The sequence below is a fragment of the Bacillus sp. CH_48 genome, from assembly GCF_038008465.1.
GTDB classification, from domain to species: Bacteria; Bacillota; Bacilli; order Bacillales; family Bacillaceae_G; genus Bacillus_A; species Bacillus_A thuringiensis_S.
Genome location: NZ_JBBOZF010000001.1, coordinates 4,231,865 through 4,250,943, shown reverse-complemented (window position 1 = coordinate 4,250,943; position 19,079 = coordinate 4,231,865). Strand labels below are relative to the sequence as shown.

Here is a 19,079-nt window from a genome sequence, read left to right as displayed (position 1 = left end):
TCACATTATGTACAAGCACACTTTATGTTTTATAAAAAGAAATGAAGAGATACTTATGTTAAATAGAGAATATGATCCGGTAAAAGGATTATGGAATGGGGTAGGAGGAAAGATAGAAAAGGGAGAAACACCTTTAGAAAATGCGATTCGTGAAATAAAGGAAGAGACTAATATAAAAGTTACGTATGACCAAATTCAATTTAAAGGCATTATTAAATGGGAGGATTCTTCATATTCTGGCGGTATTTATGTTTATCTAGTAGAGTTACTTCATGAATTTACATATCACACTCCAAAAAAAGTCTCAGAAGGAATTTTAGATTGGAAAGAGGTTTCTTGGATTCTTAGTGACTATAATTACGGTGTAGGAGAGATGATACCTAAATTTTTAGTTGAAGTGCTCCACAATGAATTAATATTAGAGCATAATTTTATTTTATCTAATCATAAATTAATAGATTATAGGAATAAAGAATTAGCTAAGCAGGACAACTCTATAGATAATATAATTCCATTATAAAAAGTAAGAATCGTAATCTATCATACACAGCAAAATAATTATCACCTAAATATAAAAGCCATAGATTATTCGAAGAGTAGCTAAGGAGAAAATTTATATGAGGATGAGTGTGATGAAGAAAATAATTATTTTACTCATAGGTATCGTTTTAATTACTATTGCTTTTTATCAATACAACAAAAAAGAAGGTTTAGCTAAAAATGATAAGGTGTATGTAGAAGACTTTAAAGGTAAAAATGATTCAAACAAAATACAATCTGCTATTAATAAAGCAGAATCTAGTAAAATTAAAACAGTATTGCTTGATGATAAGAAGTATAAAATTACGTCACCAATCGTAGTGAAACAGGGTGTAAAGTTATTATTTGGTTATGGAACACAATTTGTTGTTGAAGGTAATTTTAGAGTTCTAGAATTAGAAAAAAACGCTTCTATTGAAGGAGCTTATATAGCTATAGATGATCCTAAATTTAATTCTGAAGTTATATATTTAGACGGAAAAAATAAGTATTATAACACTTGGCACAAAACACAAATAAAAGATATAAATATTATCAATTGGACAGAAACGAATAAAGGTACCGGCATTTCTTTGTATTCTGGTGGGAAGGAAAATGAAATTTCATTTATTAATTTTGAAAATATAAAAGTTGTAGGCATGGAAACTGGGGTGAAATTAGTAGCAAAGAAACCACAATCTGGACATGCATGGATAAATGCCAACCGTTTTATGAACTTCTCTCTCGAAGATTGTGTAAATATGATTTTTATGGATAGTAATGTAAAAACGCCAAATGAAATTAGTGGTAACCTATTTACAAACCTTCAAATACAACCTACAAATAAAACGAAAAGTATTGTAAAGGTAAGTGGACAGCATAACGAGTTCCATGGAATGGTGTGGGATTTACAGAAAATCAATCACGAAAACGAACTCATTGAACTAACTGATAAAAGTATGAATACAGTGATTGAAATGTCCAGTGTACCAGCAAATAGAATTTTAGATAGCGGGAAATCAAATATAGTGAAATAAGTTTAAATACAGAAAAAGAGCGAATTCCTTATAAGAGAGTTCGCTCTTTTTCTATTTATAATTAAATTTCTCTCCACCAAGCTGTTGAAGGATAGTTTGTAGATTTTAACGTAATAGATTCGCCAATTTGAGGCGTTGTAATTTTAACTTCTAAACGGTTAGCTTCTTTCGTAACACGCTCTATCGGATCACTCCATTCGTGTAATGCTAATGTAAAAGCACCCCAATGAATCGGAAGAAGTAATTCTCCTTGTACATCAATATGAGCTTGTACAGTTTCTTCAGGCAACATATGAATCGCAGACCACCTCGGATCATATTGTCCGCATTCCATCAATGTAAGATCGAATGGACCATATTTATCACCAATTTCCTTAAAGTGAGGGGCATAACCGCTATCGCCACTAAAGAAAATTTTAGTCTCTTGACCAAGGATAAGCCATGAACACCATAATGAACAATCTCTATCTGTCATACTTCGTCCAGAGAAATGCCTTGCAGGCGCACATACTAACTTAATATTATCAAACGTAATTTCGTCCCACCAATTATGCTCACTAATTTTACTAGGCGAAACACCCCATTTAATAAGATATTGTGCAACTCCAGTTGGAACATAAAAGTGCTTTGCTCGATCTTTTAACTGCATAATACTTTTGTAATTCAAATGATCATAGTGATTATGAGAAATGATAATCGCATCAATTTCTTGAAGGTCATCACGTTCTAAAGAAAAAACACCACTATAGCGTTTACTATTAAACAAAGGAAATGGGGAAGAGGCATCTCCAAACATAGGGTCTAATAACAGTTTTTTACCTTCTATTTTCAAAAGAGAAGCAGAATGGCCAAACCATGTAACACTCTCTAACGGTTCATTATCTTTATTTGATAAAACGATAGGCAAACCCTTTATAGGACGCAGCTTTGATTTTATTTTAAAGTAATCCGTCATTAAACTTATAATATCTTTCGGTTTAAAACTCATATCAGTATGAATTTGATTTGTATATTTCTTATTCATTCGTTCTCCTTTTTACGATTAACAATTTACGTATGTTGTTATTGTAGCTATTTGTAGTTTAAACTATATTATTTTACCTTTCATCTAAAATGCCTTGTATTTCATAAATCCGTCAAATTCATTATTTGTATCTATAAAGTACAAATCGCACAGCAGCAGCTAAGACAAATATTAAGTACATGTAAATTGTTTTTATTTAGTAAATTCCTTCTTATACGCAACAAAGAACATATGTTTCGTTGTATGTTATAGAAGAAAATATGTCTCTAATAAAAGAAAGGAAGGAGAGGATGTAAGTGCACATAGAGCGAAAAAAGAAATCAAAATGTAAACTATCAAAATCTGAAATCATGCATTTGTATACTGAAGGGAAGAGCACCTCAGAAATCGCTGTGCTTGCTAATGTGTCTGCAAGGTATATTCGTATGGTTTTATCAGACAATAACGTACCAAGGCGCGCTATAGGGAGTTGGAAGAGAAAGTATGACATAACAGAAGATTACTTTAAAACGTGGTCAAACAATATGGCTTATATTTTAGGGTTTATAGCAGCAGATGGTGTTATACAGAAAGAAAATCAATGTGTCAGTATATCTCAAAAAGAAAGTTATATTTTAGAAAATATAAAAAAAGAACTAAAAACAAACCAGCCACTTTATCAAAACAAAAAAACAAGCGTATACATGCTAAATATTAATAGCAAAACAATAAAAGACGACCTTATGAACATACACGGAATTATGCCATGTAAATCATTTAACTTGATGGGGATGGTTACGTCAAGTATGAAACTTATACAGTTAATTTCGTAGGTGGATCATATAACTTTATGAATTCTTTACATCAAATTCTTCAAAATCGCAATTTACGAGCCGATTTACTAAATCAAAACAAACATTATCGCGTTATTTTATCTGGAAGAAAATCAATACAACTATTTTCAAATTGGATTTATAAAGACAAAGATATTTATTTGCATAGAAAATATGAAGTGTTTCAGAAAGAAAGTCTGAGTTTAGATCAATTACAAGATCGAAAATTAAAACAAACTCAAACTGCCGTTAAACAAAGAAAACAAAATTCCCTTGAAGAATATATGAAAAATAAATGTAATGCTACAACTTGTTCAAATTTAGAAATAAGCGAATCGGCTTTCAAACGTTGGCTAAAAAATGATAATCAATTTAAAAGAGATTATGAAAAGATTAATTTAACAATGTCCACTAGCGATAACTAAATATAAAATCCTAAAAAACCTTAGAATAGGTATGGAGATAGCTATTCTAAGGTTTTTTATTTTTAAATCATAAAGGATTCTTAATTTTATTGATTGAATATAGTAAATACATAGATTTTACAATTTTCTTGATAAAAAAGGAGAGAGACACCTTGCAAAAGAAATTTATCAATCCAGAAACGATGCCACCAACTTTTGGATATTCACATGTAGTGGAAGTTAGTAACGCTAAACGAACAATTTACATATCTGGACAAGTAGCGATTAACACTGATGGTCAAATAGTTGGCATTGGTGATTTAGCTACACAAACGCGACAAGTTTTCGAAAATATTAAAAGTGCATTAGAAACTTCGGAATTAAGATTTAATGATGTAGTAAAATTAACATTTTTCCTAACAGATATTTCTCAAATGGCCATTGTTAGAGATATACGAGATCAATACGTTGACACTAAGAATCCACCAGCAAGTTCAGCTGTCGAAGTTAGAAAGTTAATTAACGATAACTTATTAATTGAAATTGAAGCAATTGCTATAGCAAACTAATTTTAAGAACTTATCCGTAATCATATCAATGCAATTCGTTTAATGCGTTCAGTTAAAACGAATTGCATTTTTTATTGTCTTAAATATAATTTATATCTGGAGACATTTTCATCAACAACTTATAAAACAAACAACTAAACAATCCATCACACAGAATGATTAAAAAGAACAAGGGGAGGCTAATCACAAAACTGACTTATTTATAACAAGTTTATTATTTAAAGTTAGTTAACATAATATATATTATAGGTAGTTATAGAGACAAAGCGATTACAGGTATCAAAAACCAAGTAAACTATACTTAATGAGACGAAACGGAGATTTTTAGTGAGATTCATATGAAATCTTATCTAAACAAATTTCTTCGGTTTTTATCGTTTTTATTTGTTATAAATTCATCACAGCAAATCTTACTCAATAATCGCTTAAGATTTAACGAATCCAAATCATTTTTGATCGGCAAGAAATTTTTATACAGAAAAATTATTTCTATACAAAATATAAATTAGTAATTTTATTTTATGTTTTACTTAATGAACTTATTGCTATTTGCACACGTTTTACAACTTTACATTATTTGTTGTTATTTCTGTTATTTAGGCTTGACTTTCATTACACTCATTGTTTTTTATTCTAGTTAACATAACGCTTATTTTTAACATAAAAAATCCTCCTCACCTTCAGGAAGATTTTTTGTTTGCTATTAATTTATTTATATCTTCTAGTAACAATCCCAATTGTAAATGACATTGGAAAAATCTAGATTTAACAGCTCTTCCTTACGTATAAAGAAATTAGCAACCCCAGAATCGCCCCACATAATATTTAATGAATCGTCTGTATCGATTTGCAGCAATAATATGTCATGTTGCTGGTATTTTTCTTCCCATTCTCTGGGATCTGTCTGTGTGAAAAATGGATATCCACCAATTTTATGTCCTTGATCTTTACATAAATCATCATACAGTTCGCCTAATTCTATATTATTTTCTTCATCAACAATCTCTTCCCAATCAATGTTATCACTAAAAATCATTTCAAATCGATAATCTCTTGGTGTTACTGGTTGATATGCCAACTCAAACTTTAGTTTTGCTGCTTCGGGTATGATAAAATTCTCTAAATGTAAAGTGTTTAAATAACTAAAATCAGTAATCACCTTAGTTAAATCCGCTGTGATTGTAGAATGATAAACAATTCGAAAGTCTTTTTGGCTTGTGGGATGATCAAAATCTGCTCCAAAAAGATCTTCTTCAGGACTTACGAAAAACTGTAACAATCCCTTTTGAGGCATATATTCAACATGCGGCATTTCTTCAAAGTTTAACTGCGCAAGTAGCATCATAGGTTGTCCATTTGAGTCTTTAGGATGCTCTTGATCTATAGGTAAATACGGATAACCACCAAACTTACTTTCAAAAAGCGTTGTCTCTGCTAATGTTCCAGACACTTTAACATACGGTTTCACACTTTCTTCTAAAATACTACGATACTGTTCTAGTTCTTTCGGAATTTGAAGTTGATACGTATTCTTCACTACATTTGCCTCCCTTTAGTAACGAATTGAAAATGCCTAACTTAATTATATAGTAAGCGATAGCTTAATTGAAAATCGTTAAAAATCCATTTTCACCCTCATTTTTTGCGCGCTTGTCGGACAAAGTAAATTATGCTCTAAAACCTTTTTATTGATAGTTCGAATTAATTCCGCTGCTTCTGCCGTATTTGTATTTTCTTTTAGTCTTTCTTTTAAATCTTCAATTTCTTTTGAAAGCTCAATCCACCTAGGCAAAATATGATTATTTGCTAAAGTTCTATAAAGTTGCTTTTCAGGATTGTAAGAAAGATCTTTATCGAGATTAAGAGGTTTACCTTTACCAGGTAAATTATCAAAAGCTCCTTTCTGTTCTGCTTGTTTAACGATAGAACTAATATGATCCTCATACGTATACGACCAAACTTTTTCATCTTTTACTAAAATCTCTTGTTTCTTTAATTTTTTATCGAGTTCTTCCTGATTCATAGATTTTCTCTCCTTTTTATTTTATAGTGTGGTTTTTATCTATTTCAAAGCTTTCAATCCATCAAATAACTTTTTTCACCCTCACACGCTATCATGACCGTCTTGAAACTCTTCATAAGTGGTTTTTTGTACCCTTTATCTTTTAAAGCTCTATACAAGTGATTATTGGCCGTTAAAAGAGGTTTGTTTTCAAGTTGTCCTGCTACCATATAAAAGTGAAGTTGAGTTGCATTAGAATTTATAGATGAAATTTGATTTTCAATCCGAGGAATATCGTTTTCAAAAGTTAGTTCTTCTAGCTGATTAACATGATCTACAGCAATACATGGCGGTATTCCATTTTCGTAAATTAAATAATTGAGTGTTTTTGCGATTGAAGATTACTTAATGCATGGATTTTTATTAAAGACAATGAAATGTTCTTGAAGATGTGAAGTTTGAGAATAATTATGAGGTAGATCAAGATGTTTTGCCTTTGCTGCAATGTGGCAGTAAGGATATTTAATTTTGATAGAATGATATAAGAGTCTTGCTACACTTTTGTAATAAGACTCTTTAAATAAGTTATTTACTAGAATAATTGTCTATTGCTTGAATAGAAAGTTCAAACGATTTTATTCTTCTTTCTAAAAGCGTTCTTTGAGGACTCCCAAGCTTTGACTTAACGTAAATCTTTTCAATTGATGGAAGCAAACCAATTAGAACATTACGAGCTTCTGCTAAATCTTCCTGAGTATAATGATGAGTTTCTTGCTTCCAAACACTTTCTAACATAGCTAAGCCGATACTAGCTGCTTTGAGTCTTTTTTTCACTAAAGTAGTATTTGATCCTTTTTGAGTCATCTGTGATAAGGCATTTTCAAGTTTACTAATTGTTGACTGTAAAGATTTTATTGATTCTACTTTATCTATATTTGATACGTTTTTCATGTTAATGTTATCCCTTCTATGTTGCTAACTTGTTTTGTTTAATGTTTAATGAAATCCTTAAAAGCTTGATTTCACTCGAAATATTTTAACATAAATAACTAACTGTATTCGAGTTGGACAATAACTTAAAGTAAAACAGCTATTCCTCTCTCCTCCCCTGCATCATTCTATTATATGTACTTCTTTCTTCTCATTAGAATTCCTATATAAACTAGTTGTTAATATTGAATGTTTTATGAACAAAAAAACGTACAAGTAATGTAACCTGTACGTTTTCGCTTTTATTCAGTAAGGTAATAAAGTAATAGCTTCCTGGTCTTCTCATAACTTATGAAATCTCTATACAAAATGGGATAATTCACAATTTCTGTTTCTAGAAAACGATATTGCGGAAACCACTCAAAAAACGATTTTCTTAACCACTTTATTTGTTGAAACGTAATGTTCTGTTCGTTTCCATTTAGTACAGAATTTAAAGTAGCTGCTGTATGCATCCAATGATGATTAAAATCAGCGTTTATACAATTATCTTCGGTAAATCTACTTTCTAAGTTTCGCTGCAATTTTGCTGTAGCGCGATAAGGAAACGGTTTGTACAGCGGACTAGGCATTTTCTGCAATTCATTAAAAATAACCCTTTTTCCTAACTTCAAATTTCTCCTCCTTTATTTCTCTATCCAATTTAATAAGTTTTCATAATGATATTGAGCATCTATATAGCCAAGGTTATATAAATTAACAAGTTTCTCTTTATTTCTTTCTATTCCGCTTATTGGAAGCTGTACGCTAGGCTGAATGACATAAAAGTTGTCTTTTTGTTCTATTTGATTCATATAAGATATCGTCTCATTATAAAAACGATAATGTTCTACTAAAGATTCTGCGATATTCGGATATTTTCTATATAAAATTTTAGCCAGTCTAGAAAATTTATTCCGCTGCTTTTCGTATCCTTCTGGTTTTGTCATGATAACTACATTCTTTTCATAACCATCAGTTTGAGCTTTTAGAACTGGAATAGGATCTATAATTCCTCCATCTAACAACTTACGATTATCGTATTCTACAGCAGGTGCTATAAACGGAACTGAGCTAGATGCACGGATGATTTTTAAAATATCATTTCCATGTTCTATTTTATTATAATAAACAGCTCGTCCTGATTCGCAATCAGTCGTCCCTATAACAAATTGTTCATTACAGTTTAAGAAAGTTTGAAAATCAAACGGGACAATTTTATTAGGTACTTCATCAAATAAAAAGTCCATCCCAAATAATTCACGTTTTCGAATTAAATTTCGATAAGATATATACCTGTAATCTGATACTAGTTCTGTATTTACTTTCTTATTTCTCCCTTTTTGACGTGACAAATAGGTTGCCCCCATACAGGCTCCAGCTGATACGCCGACTACATACGGAAAGAATAAGTTCTTTTCCATGAAATATTCGAGTACACCTGCAGTATATAAACCTTTCATTCCTCCGCCCTCTAATACTAAACCGATATTCTTCATGTTATATCCCTCTGCTTCTTTTTTCTTAATTTCATATTAGCACAAGATTTTAAGATGAGGTTATATAAACTAATTACAACAATAACCAGAAACTACTAAAGTAATGTCATAATATCTTTGTGAGTAACATGTTACAATATAAGTAATTCATTCCACATATATTAAAGGAGGAATTTAATATGGGTTTATTTAGCGGTATTTTAGGAAATGCATCAAATACGAGTTCTGAAAGTGTAGAACGTGATTTAGAGAAGATTATGCTAGACGATGAAAAAGTAGAGCATGCTTATAAATTAATTCGTGATCTAATCGTATTTACAAATCGTCGACTTATTTTAGTAGATAAACAAGGAGTAACCGGCAAAAAAACAGAATACCATTCTATTCCTTATAAAAGTATTACACAATATAGCATCGAAACGGCTGGGCATTTTGATTTAGATGCAGAACTTAAAATTTGGGTGTCTAGTATGGAGGATCCAATTACGAAAGAATTTAAAGGTGACGATAGTATTTTAAGCATTCAAAAAGCGTTAGTGACATATACGACAAAGTAGTGGTTTCTTGTATTTTTATTCATTTCAGAAATTACTAACCCGGGTATTTTGGAAGAAAATACATCATTTTTGTATATTTAATCTAAAATAACATAAAAAGGTAAAGTGTGTTTTATATGCTTTACCTTTCTTTTTTGTAATAAATAAGTGTAGTTTTATCATTTAATTTCTTTATAACTTCTGTTCTTTTATACTCCATCTTTTCATACAAAAAACAATTTTTCTCTTCTTCTAAAATAGTAGCAAGTTCCCAGCTCGTTGCTTCAGGAAACATTTCCTCAATTAATGTAATCACCTTTTGAGCAATTCCTTTTCCTTGATAACCCGGATGAATAAACATTGGACTGATCCAAAATTTAGAGGGTGTTTCTTTTTGTGAAATGCATATCGCTCCAACAAGATTCATATCCACTATTATTTTATAGAAGCCACCGTTTACTTGATTTATTCTACAAATAGTTTTTTCGATAGTTTCATTTGCTGGATTTGTTTCATAGTCTTTATATTTATGTAATAAAGGGCTAAATGAGTCTATTTGCATTTGAAATATAACTTCTGCATCAGTTTCTGTCACCTTCTCTAATATAATATCCATGTTACCAATTTAGACGCTTTCTTAAAGAAGTAATATGAGCGGTATGATGACGACCATGCCATGCGTATAGTCCTATTGCAACAGCAAGTTTTGTTTCACCAGTTTCAGGATGGTTAAATGTCTTTTCTAAATCTTCAATTTCTAGAGAATATAAAAGGTTAACCCATCTTTTATGTAATGAATCTAGCATTACTAGTGAAACATCTACCGGTAATTTTGAATCGGGTAACTCTGCCCACTTCTCTTCTTTATACGGCTTAATAGTTGGATTCTTTTCTGTCAGTGCTAATTTAAAGCGTATGTAGCTATTCATATGGCTATCAACGACGTGATGAACTACTTGGCGTACAGTCCAACCTCCAACGCGATATGGTGTATCTAACTGCTTCTGATCTAAATCTTTAATTGCCTTTGTTAGTTCATGAGGTAAATCTTCAATTTCTTGAATCCATGTATCAATCATTTCTTCCGTTATAGGACGTTTGTATGTAAATTGGCCAATTGGATAACGCAAATCATTCATGAATAAGTCCTCCTTATTATAAGCGCGAAGTATTTCTCCAAATATAATGTACAAACTTCACATGTTCTCCATTTAATTCTACAGATGTTGTATCTGATTCGTTTTGATAAGAAGAAAATCCGCTTTTTTCTAGTACAATTTGTGATGCGAGATTATTAGTCGTTGTTTTAGCATAAATGTCAGTAATTTCATTATTTTTCGCTACATCTAAAATTAATTTTACGGCTGCTGTTGCAACTCCTTTTTTAGTAAATTTTTCTCCGACCCGATACCCTAGTGAACTAATTCGAGTTTCCGTATCTATATCTACTAAATTGATTCGCCCTACAATTTCTTTTTCTTCATTACGAATTAAATAAAAATAAGAATCTCCATCCGCTTGTTCTATTAATAAATCGTCTAGTAGTTTTTGGAAATATTCAAATTCAAAATATTTCGAGCCACGATTTGGTACCATTGTTTCAAAAAAAGATTTATTCGTAAGTTCAAACGTAAATAAATCCTTAACATCTTGTTTCTTTAGTTGCTCTATGTATATTTCCATCTCGTATTCTCCTTCTTGATTTACTAACTGTTATACATTCTTTTTTAATCAATTATATTCCTGCTATTTCTTTCGATTAAGCAATACAGATAGTAGCACTTTCGGATGAAAAAGATGAAATGGACTACGAATTAAATTCATCACTCGTACTAATCGAATATAAACATCAGAATTACTTGCGGATAGTCGATATATTTGTTTCGTATACCATAGCTGAAATTTTTGTTTTGTAGTTAATTCTCTCTTTAGCTGCGGGTGACGTGATATTTCTGTCGTTGTCATATCCCAAGGGGTTTCTATTATATTAGCTGTCTTTTTATAAAATTGTTGTGTAAATGTTTTATCAAGCTGTTTTCTGCCTTGCAGAAGTAATTGCAACTGGTGAGCCTCCATAGCAGCAACTGATACGCCTTGGCCGAAAACGGGATCAAAACGACATTGCGCATCTCCAACAACTAATAAGCCTTCTGGTACATTATTCACTAAATCAAATCGCCGGCGTACTTGATAAGGAATTTTGTATGTCTTTATATCAGTAATTCCCTCAGCCTTGTTTAGGAAGTCTGTAACATTAGAAATTGATAGGTTTTCAGCAAAATCATAAAACTCATCATCTGTTTGTGGTGCTTTCTCATTTGCGTATCCACTGAAAGTAACAAAATAACGATTATCTTCTATCGTTTGAATAAGAACGCCATAAGGGTTATCAGGGAAACTCGGAGACATTAGCATATTACAACAGTCTAACTCCTCATTTTCTTTAAGTTTGAACATTTTCGTTGCGTAAAATAAATCAATACGAACTTTCTCTTCTTTTACTTCAATTTCGTATTCTCGTAGCCATTCTATACTTTTTGAGCCAAATCCACTCGCATCAACTACAAGATCTGCATGAACTTCTTCTTGTGTGTCTGTCTCTAAATATTTAACTTTTACTCCACACACTTTGTTAAGCTTTGCATCTACCAATAACCCTTTAACCAATGTTTCATATTTAATAGTAATATTTGAAATTTGATGTATTCGTTTTTGAATATGCCATTCTAGCAAAGGACGACTTTGTTGAATCATATGTACTTCCCCTATGAACGGTTGTTTCCATAGACCGAATTGATGCCATTTCAAATCACGCGTAAAGTTGTTTATAATACTACCCGCTTCTATTAATTCGTTCGTAATATTAGGAAACAATTCTTCAATTGCGTTTTCTCCACCTTTTAATAACACGTGAGGATGATTACTTTGTGGAACTCTTTTTCTCGAAGACTTTCCATCCCATCTTTCACCAGCTTCTATAATGATTACTTCTTTAAAAGAAGTTGATAATGCTTTTGCTGCAAACTTTCCTGCCATACTTCCACCAATAACGATAGCCGTATTAAACATATTTTCCCCCTTAATAAAAAGAGATCCTGCCTTGTATGAATGAAACAGGATCTTAAACTAATTAACTTCTTTATCATTATACTTAAAATACATCAGTAAATTGCAACATTAAAATTAAAATACCTAATCCCCATACGTAATACGCGAATACTTTTAAGGAGTGACGTTTTAAATATTGAATCATCCATGAAACGGCTATGTATCCAAAAAACGCTGCTGATAACGTTCCGACAATTAAAGATGTACTAGAAATAGATTCTGCTTTCCCTTGAAAAACGTCTACAAATTGCAAAATAATGGCTCCGACAATGGCTGGCGTTGATAATAAAAAAGAAAAGTAAGCAGCAGTTTCACGGTCTAACTGCCTCCATAATGCAGCGACGATTGTCATACCAGAACGAGAAATCGCTGGGAAAATAGCAGCCGCTTGAAATGAACCGATAATTAATGCGTCTTTATATGTGATGTCATCCATTTTTTTACGACCATTCTTTTGTTTATCTGCCATGTAGAGAAAGAATCCGGTCACTAAAAACTCCCAACCGATCGTGATTCCTGTTTTTGAAATATCTTCAAAGAAGTCTTTAAACAATAAACCAATAACAACTGCAGGTATCGTCCCAACAATAAGTAATAACATGAGCTTTGAAAATGGGTTTTTAATTAAATATATAAATTCTTTTTTGTAATAAATAAACACTGCAAGTAAAGTCCCAATATGCAACATCGTATCTAAAAATAAGCCTGCTTTATCTAATTGAAATAAATGCCTTCCTAAATAAAGATGTCCGGTACTACTGATTGGTAAAAATTCTGTTAAACCTTGAATTATACCTAATATGAAAGCTTCTAACCAATTCATGATGGTCTCCTTTCTCTTTTGCTTGTACCAATATATGAGGGTTAAATTTTCGATATGAAAAAAACTATATTTCTCTATGAATTTACTTTTAATTTATGGATATATATGTAAAGAGAATTAAGGAGGGTTATTATGTGGAAGCACACAAAATTCGGTAATGTATTACTTTGGGTAGGCCCTATCCTTGTATTTTTAGGACTATGTATGACAAATGTTATTTCAGATATTCCTTTCTTTGAGGGAAAACATAAAACGCTTGGTATTGTACTTATATTTATAGGGATATTCTGTTTTATTGTGGCTAATCATTTGAAAAAAGGAGAAAGATATGAAGAATAAATCTAAATAAAAAACAATCCTGGCATATTAGCTAGGATTGTTTTTTATTAATGTTCATTATTTGTAGAATACTTTATCAACGTTATATTTCGCTTTATATTCATTAATGATATATGTTTCGTAAATTTCTCTTTCTGTTGGATCTTCTACGATACATGCATCAATGCGGTATACTTCATCACGGTGATTTTTAATTGGTGAAACATTATCTTCAAAATGCTTCTTAATACGTTGTCTAATTTTACGAGCTTTACCTACGAAAAGAAGTTCGTCATTAATATTGTAAAACATAAAAATGCCGCCTTTATCTCTAGGGAACAAGTGAAAATCGATAAATCCATTAATTGGAGTAATGATTGGCTCGTCTCCTTTAATAACTTGTTTACGTTCAGTAATTGTAACATCAACTTCAGGGATACTAATTTTAATCAAGTTCATTCACGTCCTCTTTTATTATAAAGATAAATAATAGCATACATAAGTAAGAAAAGCTATGTTCAGAGGCATATTTCATTTTATAATTCAAATATTATAGGTGTATCATGTAAATTGTTCTTCCAAATCATATGATCACTGGATTCGCCCCAGTAATCTTTCAATACATAGCTAGGTTTTCCAAACTTTTTCGTCCATATACTTTGCGCATTTTTATATCCACTATCTAAACAATATTCTGTTATCCCTCTGCTAAGTAATGTAAGAAACATTGTATGTAGTAATAAACTCCCTATTCCCTTTCTTTGATACTCCGGAAGTATGAATACAGTTCCTATTTCATACAAATTTTTAAGTACACCACCTGTACAACTATTAATCAATGTACTTGCTGGACCAATTTCGATTGTTCCAATGATTTTATCGTTACTTGTATCAATTGCTAATAAAAAGTAACGACTTTCTCCGTTACTATCAAAATCACTTTTCAAATACTGCTTTTTTGAGTTAATTTCATTTTCTATGTCATCCAATAATTGTGACAATCCTTCATTTTTGTATGTATTCGTAATAACTATCCGGAAAAATAAATATAGTTCATCTACATCATTCAAATTTGGTCTTCTAACTGCAACGTTAGTCATGAATGCATTCTCCAATCTTCATTATGCCATTGTCAATACAACACTTTACATAATCTATTCATCATTATTCTGCAAAAACCTGCATAAATCCAGCAGTATAGAAAGCTCAGTATAAATATTGATAAAATAATTTTTATGTCCATAGTTGTATGAACAGTAGGACCAAGTACCGGAAAACGGAAAACATCGAGAACGATCATAATCCCTATAAGTAGACAAGTCGCTGAAAAGGAAACAATCCAAATTCTCCTCTTGAATTTTAAAAAGGCTAGTCCTAAGGCTAGACCTAATAAGCCTGTAGTAAAAGGAAAGACAATTAGTTCACTTGGCTCAATAATAAATAATAGAAAAATAGTAAGAATATAAGAAAGTATTCCCTCACGAATAGAATAGAGAATAGCAAAAAAAATCGGCAATGTCGAAAATGGACTAATGAGCAAACCTATACCAGGAATTAAGTTCCCCGCTGCTTGAAACATGGTGGCCAATGCACTCATCAAAGCTGTAAGTACTAACTTATTCGCAAGGGACAAGTTTCTTTTATGAACAAAGCTTATATCATGCTCTATCATCAGTTGATACCAATAACGTACAAAACGATTCATTAAAATACCCCCTAAAGATACCTCATTCATTACTTTCTATATTATTCGTACACATATGGTTTATGAGTTACTTTCTCCAAGTTAATAGATGCTAATACATTGAAGATTTTTAGGGGGACAAGTTAAGTCTTGCGTTTTGGAAACAGAATAAATTCCTTATGTTTTTAGACTGAGCATTTGTATCGTATCAAGGAATAATTTCAAAAATGGTACCTTTGTTAAAATCAGTTACTTTCATAGAACCGTAAACTCCTAAATATAACCTAGTTTGAGCCGAATTTGTTCCTAAACTCATATAATAAGCTGCTTGCGTACCAAAATCATAATTGGTTTCAATAGCATGAAAGTCAGCATGTTTACCGTCTGTACCGGCTCTAGTATAAGCTAAAACACCCTTAACTGGCGGTCGAGAATCTTCTTTCTTAGCAAGGTCGGTAAAAACAACGCTACCCGTTAAATTTGAAATTGCATTTCCCATATATGGCTGAACTCCTGTAAGTGAAGTTCCTCCAAACTTATCGGTTCTAAAATCTTTATGAAAATAACTAAGTAGAGGCAGAATACGCTTCACTGAAGTTTGTATTGTTTCATCATAATAAACTATTGTTCTCTCATCCAAAGTCTGATTTTCGGAACAATGTCGTATAAAAGAAGTAGGTAAATCCCCTTCCCATCCTCGCCACCCAAAATTGATAAAACCATCTTGATTGGGAGTTAACCTCATAAAATGCATTTGAACAAGTTCTGTAACTGGTATAGGTTTATATTGAACAAATGAAAAAATAGACTCTACAATATCCTGTCCGACATTTCCGGTGTATTTGATATATTGATTATAAAACCTTTGAAATGAAATGCCGGTTATATTACGTACTCCTTTTGCAATTACTGTAAGTGTTTCTTGTATAGATAAAGGAAGGTCATTAAAGCGTGTAACTACAGGAGGGTTATTTATAAATGTATTTTTATTTACATCGATTTCAATTATTTTTCCTGCTATTTCTAAATCATCTTGGCTTAAATTAAATGGATCATAACCTGATCCGCCATCTCCATTTGTAAAAACAAGTTTTCCAGTCTCAGGTGAAAAGTTTAAACTATTGACTCCGTTATGATTAAAAAATGGTCTTCTTACATTCAGTAATGTTCGTCGCTTTTGAGCTTGGCCGTTAGATTGTAAAGTCCATTCTTCCACTGTATCAATGTGATCATATTGCGTATTTCTATTAACCCACTTTAAATTTAACGTTTTAGGGTCACAAGGATTCGGTTTAAATTGTTCAGAAAGTGCACCTGGACCTTGAGTTCCGGCTACTGAATAATGAAGATAAAATAAACCGTTTTGATAAAATTGCGGATGAAATGCAAGTCCTAGTAATCCTCGTTCATCATAACCGCTACTAGAAACACCTTCTTCAGATGTACCTAATTTAATAATTAGGTGACGCATATCTAAAAATTTTTTTATAACTCCGTCCCCTATGTAAAAAATCTCTCCTAATTGAGTTGCGATAAATAGTCTTTCGGTCGATTCACCTGGAAGTATCGTTGTTTTCAATACGGTTGGTAAATTTACGTTATGAACAATGGGTCGTAAATTAACTTTAACTTTTGTCAATTAACTGTACACCCCTTTTTCTTCTTTTTTATAGAAGAATATGATTAGAGTAGTTCTGTTAGTATTAAATAAGTCGCATTCCTTTTTATTACAATTTTGTATATAATATAAGTATCAATATACTGGGGGACTAATTATGACACTCTTATTACAAATCATCGTACCACTTATATGTGCAATATACTTATTTACCCTCTATCATAACGGGACGTATGGATCAGCTTCATTTATTTTAGCAGTCATGATAGGAATTTTCGGTTTAGAGAATATTTTTCAATATGCTAGTCTAACAGATCATACTATTTATCCATATTGGGGAAGTTTGAAGGCTGTTGTTATCGTTTTATCAGTCGTATTTCTATTTAAAAAAGGTGGTTTAACAGGGAAATATTGATTTTTAATGAGGTACATGTTTTCTTGTTAAATTGCTTTTATTTTATAAAAGAAGAAATATTTATGTAAAAACAAGAAGGGATGTGATACATATGTCTATAAATATTATTTCAATAGTCTCTATCATAATATGGATTGTGTTAATTACAGAACTTATAAAACCTTCAAAAGAACAGAATGGACGAAAAATAGTAACTTTAGTAACTGCTGGTTCCGCATCAACACTAATTTTGACGGTTTCATTTATTCAAAATATCCCGTTTTGGAATTGATAGTGATATAACAACCAAAAATATGTATAAATAAAAAGATTAGGATTCACTCCTAATCTTTTTATTTTGGGGTAGCACCACACATCCATCAACTTAAGAATAAACGCCACCAAAACAAAAAAAGCCCCAAAGTTTTCTTGAAAATAAGTTGGGGCTTTTGAACCAGAAAAGTACATTTTCAACTATGAAAACTACGATAAATTTTTCCTTTTTTCCTACTTGCTAAATTCAGCAAGTAAAATATTTTTAAAAGGATTAGGACTGCCAGTTCTACCCAAACTATTCCAATTGACGACCAACGTATGATTGCCTCCAAGTGTACCTCCAACTAGAGTTGTAAACCCTAGAATGCCACCTGAGTGTCCCCATATCGAGACACCGCTTGGCAGCTTAGTTTCATAGATTCCAAGACCATATCCATCGATTCCTTCTTTTCCTGTAGGAACTGTAGTAAGCATTTGTTTTAGTTGCTGTTCTTTCAGTAATTTGCCACCGAGCAAGCAAGAGAAGAATTTGTTTAAGTCGTCAGCAGTAGAAACCATATCTCCAGCAGAGCTAGCTGCACTTGGGTTATAATAAGTAACGTCTTTTAGCTCACTTGCTCCGTCTGGTTGGACATATCCACGGGCATGGTTAGTGCCTGGAATAACACTTGAGTTGCCTGGTAGGAATGTATTCGACAATTCAAGCGGTTCAATAATTCGATTTTCAACCTCTTCCGCATAGCTGTTTCCAGTTACTTTTTCAATAAGGATACCCAGTAATACGTATCCTGTGTTTGAATAAGACCAGCCCTTTCCTGGAGCAAAGTCTGGGGGAAGAGAAATCCCCATCTTCACTAACTCTTCAGCCGTATACGATTTTTTTGTATCCGTAAAATCAGCGTCTTTTGACCTTGAGTATTCAGCGATACCACTTGTATGGTTCAATATGTGCCGGATAGTAATCTTGTTACCATCATATCCATTTCCTTGAATGACACCAGGCAACCAGTCTTCGATGTAGTCGTTTAGCTTCAGGCGATTCTCTCCAGCTAATTGAAGTACAACTGTTGCGGTGAACGTCTTCGTCACACTCCCAATGCGAAAGCGAAAATCTGTTTTCATTGGTTTCTTGGTTCTCAGATCCGCTATTCCAGCGGCATACCCCCACGTTTTTCCACCCTCAGAAGTTTTAGCAAGTATCCCTGGGTATCCAAGTTGCAATGTATCCCGCATTGCTTGCTTGACGGAAGTATGATCTCGTTGCGTATTTGTTTGTAACGAACTAGATACATTTTGAGTGGGCTCTGCTTTTACAATTGAGGTTGGTGTTGTATATAACAGGGAACTTCCAGCTATTAAAAGGGCCAGACTTGCACATGTAATTTGACTACGTATTTTCATAAGGCATTCCTCTCCTCTATTCATATTGTATAAGTGCTTGCTGTTCCTTACTTCCTAACAAGACTTAGGGAAAGGCCCTCACGCAT

23 protein-coding genes and 2 pseudogenes are annotated in these 19,079 nt (G+C 32.1%); 8 read left to right on the top strand and 17 right to left on the bottom strand.

All coding sequences use genetic code 11. The annotated features are described in order from the left end of the window. Positions 1-7: 7 nt before the first annotated feature. Both N2V92_RS21425 and N2V92_RS21420 read left to right on the top strand, forming a co-directional pair. A complete protein-coding gene (locus tag N2V92_RS21425; RefSeq protein ID WP_002082688.1) occupies positions 8-520 on the top strand; it encodes an NUDIX hydrolase in 513 nt (170 codons plus the stop codon). A 97-nt stretch (positions 521-617) separates the two neighbouring features. Beyond that, positions 618-1,556: a hypothetical protein gene (locus N2V92_RS21420; protein WP_016077588.1), complete on the top strand. Its 939-nt coding sequence runs from the start codon at positions 618-620 to the stop codon at positions 1,554-1,556. A 61-nt stretch (positions 1,557-1,617) separates the two neighbouring features. Here the strand turns inward: N2V92_RS21420 and N2V92_RS21415 are convergent, their stop codons facing one another. After that, entirely contained in the window at positions 1,618-2,580 is a 963-nt protein-coding gene (locus N2V92_RS21415) for an MBL fold metallo-hydrolase (protein WP_001037075.1), read from the bottom strand. 296 nt (positions 2,581-2,876) lie between these two features. Here N2V92_RS21415 and N2V92_RS21410 point away from each other — a divergent pair. Both N2V92_RS21410 and N2V92_RS21405 read left to right on the top strand, forming a co-directional pair. Beyond that, positions 2,877-3,817: pseudogene (locus N2V92_RS21410) on the top strand (LAGLIDADG family homing endonuclease). A gap of 152 nt (positions 3,818-3,969) precedes the next feature. Further along, positions 3,970-4,365: a RidA family protein gene (locus N2V92_RS21405; RefSeq protein WP_016077585.1), complete on the top strand. Its 396-nt coding sequence runs from the start codon at positions 3,970-3,972 to the stop codon at positions 4,363-4,365. Between the two features lie 721 nt (positions 4,366-5,086). Here the strand turns inward: N2V92_RS21405 and N2V92_RS21400 are convergent. The 6 genes and pseudogenes from N2V92_RS21400 to N2V92_RS21375 form a co-directional block, all read right to left on the bottom strand. Then, positions 5,087-5,902 (bottom strand): YwqG family protein, encoded by an 816-nt coding sequence (locus N2V92_RS21400; RefSeq protein ID WP_000799798.1) that lies wholly within the window; start codon positions 5,900-5,902, stop codon positions 5,087-5,089. A 78-nt stretch (positions 5,903-5,980) separates the two neighbouring features. Beyond that, positions 5,981-6,388, bottom strand: coding sequence for a DnaJ family domain-containing protein (locus N2V92_RS21395; protein ID WP_001070924.1), 408 nt, complete (start codon positions 6,386-6,388; stop codon positions 5,981-5,983). Between the two features lie 39 nt (positions 6,389-6,427). Continuing rightward, positions 6,428-6,843 (bottom strand): annotated as a pseudogene (locus N2V92_RS21390) (hypothetical protein); the annotation flags it as partial. A 109-nt stretch (positions 6,844-6,952) separates the two neighbouring features. Next, positions 6,953-7,318, bottom strand: coding sequence for a hypothetical protein (locus tag N2V92_RS21385; RefSeq protein ID WP_000800304.1), 366 nt, complete (start codon positions 7,316-7,318; stop codon positions 6,953-6,955). Between the two features lie 281 nt (positions 7,319-7,599). Further along, positions 7,600-7,971 (bottom strand): YxiJ-like family protein, encoded by a 372-nt coding sequence (locus N2V92_RS21380; RefSeq protein WP_000765972.1) that lies wholly within the window; start codon positions 7,969-7,971, stop codon positions 7,600-7,602. Between the two features lie 12 nt (positions 7,972-7,983). Further along, positions 7,984-8,835, bottom strand: a complete 852-nt coding sequence (locus N2V92_RS21375) for a patatin-like phospholipase family protein (RefSeq protein ID WP_000789282.1) — start codon at positions 8,833-8,835, stop codon at positions 7,984-7,986. Between the two features lie 179 nt (positions 8,836-9,014). On the opposite strand from N2V92_RS21375, the gene N2V92_RS21370 reads away from it, so the two are divergent. Next, positions 9,015-9,392: a PH domain-containing protein gene (locus N2V92_RS21370; protein ID WP_000522474.1), complete on the top strand. Its 378-nt coding sequence runs from the start codon at positions 9,015-9,017 to the stop codon at positions 9,390-9,392. A gap of 121 nt (positions 9,393-9,513) precedes the next feature. Here the strand turns inward: N2V92_RS21370 and N2V92_RS21365 are convergent, their stop codons facing one another. From N2V92_RS21365 to N2V92_RS21345, 5 genes are all read right to left on the bottom strand, one after another. Further along, a complete protein-coding gene (locus N2V92_RS21365; protein WP_016077584.1) occupies positions 9,514-9,987 on the bottom strand; it encodes a GNAT family N-acetyltransferase in 474 nt (157 codons plus the stop codon). Position 9,988: 1 nt separating this feature from the next. After that, the gene (locus N2V92_RS21360) at positions 9,989-10,510 is read right to left on the bottom strand and encodes a YfiT family bacillithiol transferase (protein ID WP_000999062.1); all 522 of its coding nucleotides are present in this window, start codon (positions 10,508-10,510) and stop codon (positions 9,989-9,991) included. 16 nt (positions 10,511-10,526) lie between these two features. Then, entirely contained in the window at positions 10,527-11,054 is a 528-nt protein-coding gene (locus N2V92_RS21355) for a GNAT family N-acetyltransferase (RefSeq protein ID WP_000409250.1), read from the bottom strand. A gap of 63 nt (positions 11,055-11,117) precedes the next feature. Then, positions 11,118-12,440 (bottom strand): FAD-dependent oxidoreductase, encoded by a 1,323-nt coding sequence (locus tag N2V92_RS21350; protein ID WP_000483450.1) that lies wholly within the window; start codon positions 12,438-12,440, stop codon positions 11,118-11,120. A gap of 82 nt (positions 12,441-12,522) precedes the next feature. After that, positions 12,523-13,302 (bottom strand): undecaprenyl-diphosphate phosphatase, encoded by a 780-nt coding sequence (locus N2V92_RS21345; RefSeq protein WP_001104288.1) that lies wholly within the window; start codon positions 13,300-13,302, stop codon positions 12,523-12,525. Between the two features lie 132 nt (positions 13,303-13,434). On the opposite strand from N2V92_RS21345, the gene N2V92_RS21340 reads away from it, so the two are divergent. Next, positions 13,435-13,641 (top strand): hypothetical protein, encoded by a 207-nt coding sequence (locus N2V92_RS21340; protein ID WP_000265474.1) that lies wholly within the window; start codon positions 13,435-13,437, stop codon positions 13,639-13,641. A 57-nt stretch (positions 13,642-13,698) separates the two neighbouring features. Here the strand turns inward: N2V92_RS21340 and N2V92_RS21335 are convergent, their stop codons facing one another. From N2V92_RS21335 to N2V92_RS21320, 4 genes are all read right to left on the bottom strand, one after another. Continuing rightward, positions 13,699-14,079, bottom strand: a complete 381-nt coding sequence (locus N2V92_RS21335) for a nucleotide excision repair endonuclease (protein WP_001048947.1) — start codon at positions 14,077-14,079, stop codon at positions 13,699-13,701. A gap of 77 nt (positions 14,080-14,156) precedes the next feature. Beyond that, on the bottom strand, positions 14,157-14,720 hold the full coding sequence (locus N2V92_RS21330; protein WP_000185962.1) for a GNAT family N-acetyltransferase: 564 nt from the start codon (positions 14,718-14,720) through the stop codon (positions 14,157-14,159). Positions 14,721-14,752: 32 nt separating this feature from the next. Further along, positions 14,753-15,325: a hypothetical protein gene (locus N2V92_RS21325; protein WP_001079230.1), complete on the bottom strand. Its 573-nt coding sequence runs from the start codon at positions 15,323-15,325 to the stop codon at positions 14,753-14,755. Positions 15,326-15,512: 187 nt separating this feature from the next. Beyond that, positions 15,513-16,943 carry a PQQ-dependent sugar dehydrogenase gene (locus tag N2V92_RS21320; RefSeq protein WP_000169959.1) on the bottom strand — a complete coding sequence of 477 codons (1,431 nt, stop codon included), beginning with the start codon at positions 16,941-16,943 and terminating at the stop codon, positions 15,513-15,515. A gap of 136 nt (positions 16,944-17,079) precedes the next feature. Here N2V92_RS21320 and N2V92_RS21315 point away from each other — a divergent pair, with 136 nt between their 5' ends. Both N2V92_RS21315 and N2V92_RS21310 read left to right on the top strand, forming a co-directional pair. Next, entirely contained in the window at positions 17,080-17,337 is a 258-nt protein-coding gene (locus N2V92_RS21315; RefSeq protein WP_000173569.1) for a hypothetical protein, read from the top strand. A gap of 91 nt (positions 17,338-17,428) precedes the next feature. Beyond that, a complete protein-coding gene (locus N2V92_RS21310) occupies positions 17,429-17,608 on the top strand; it encodes a hypothetical protein (RefSeq protein ID WP_000026325.1) in 180 nt (59 codons plus the stop codon). Positions 17,609-17,823: 215 nt separating this feature from the next. Here N2V92_RS21310 and N2V92_RS21305 read toward each other — a convergent pair whose 3' ends face one another. Beyond that, entirely contained in the window at positions 17,824-18,993 is a 1,170-nt protein-coding gene (locus tag N2V92_RS21305; protein WP_000702503.1) for a serine hydrolase domain-containing protein, read from the bottom strand. Positions 18,994-19,079 lie beyond the last annotated feature (86 nt).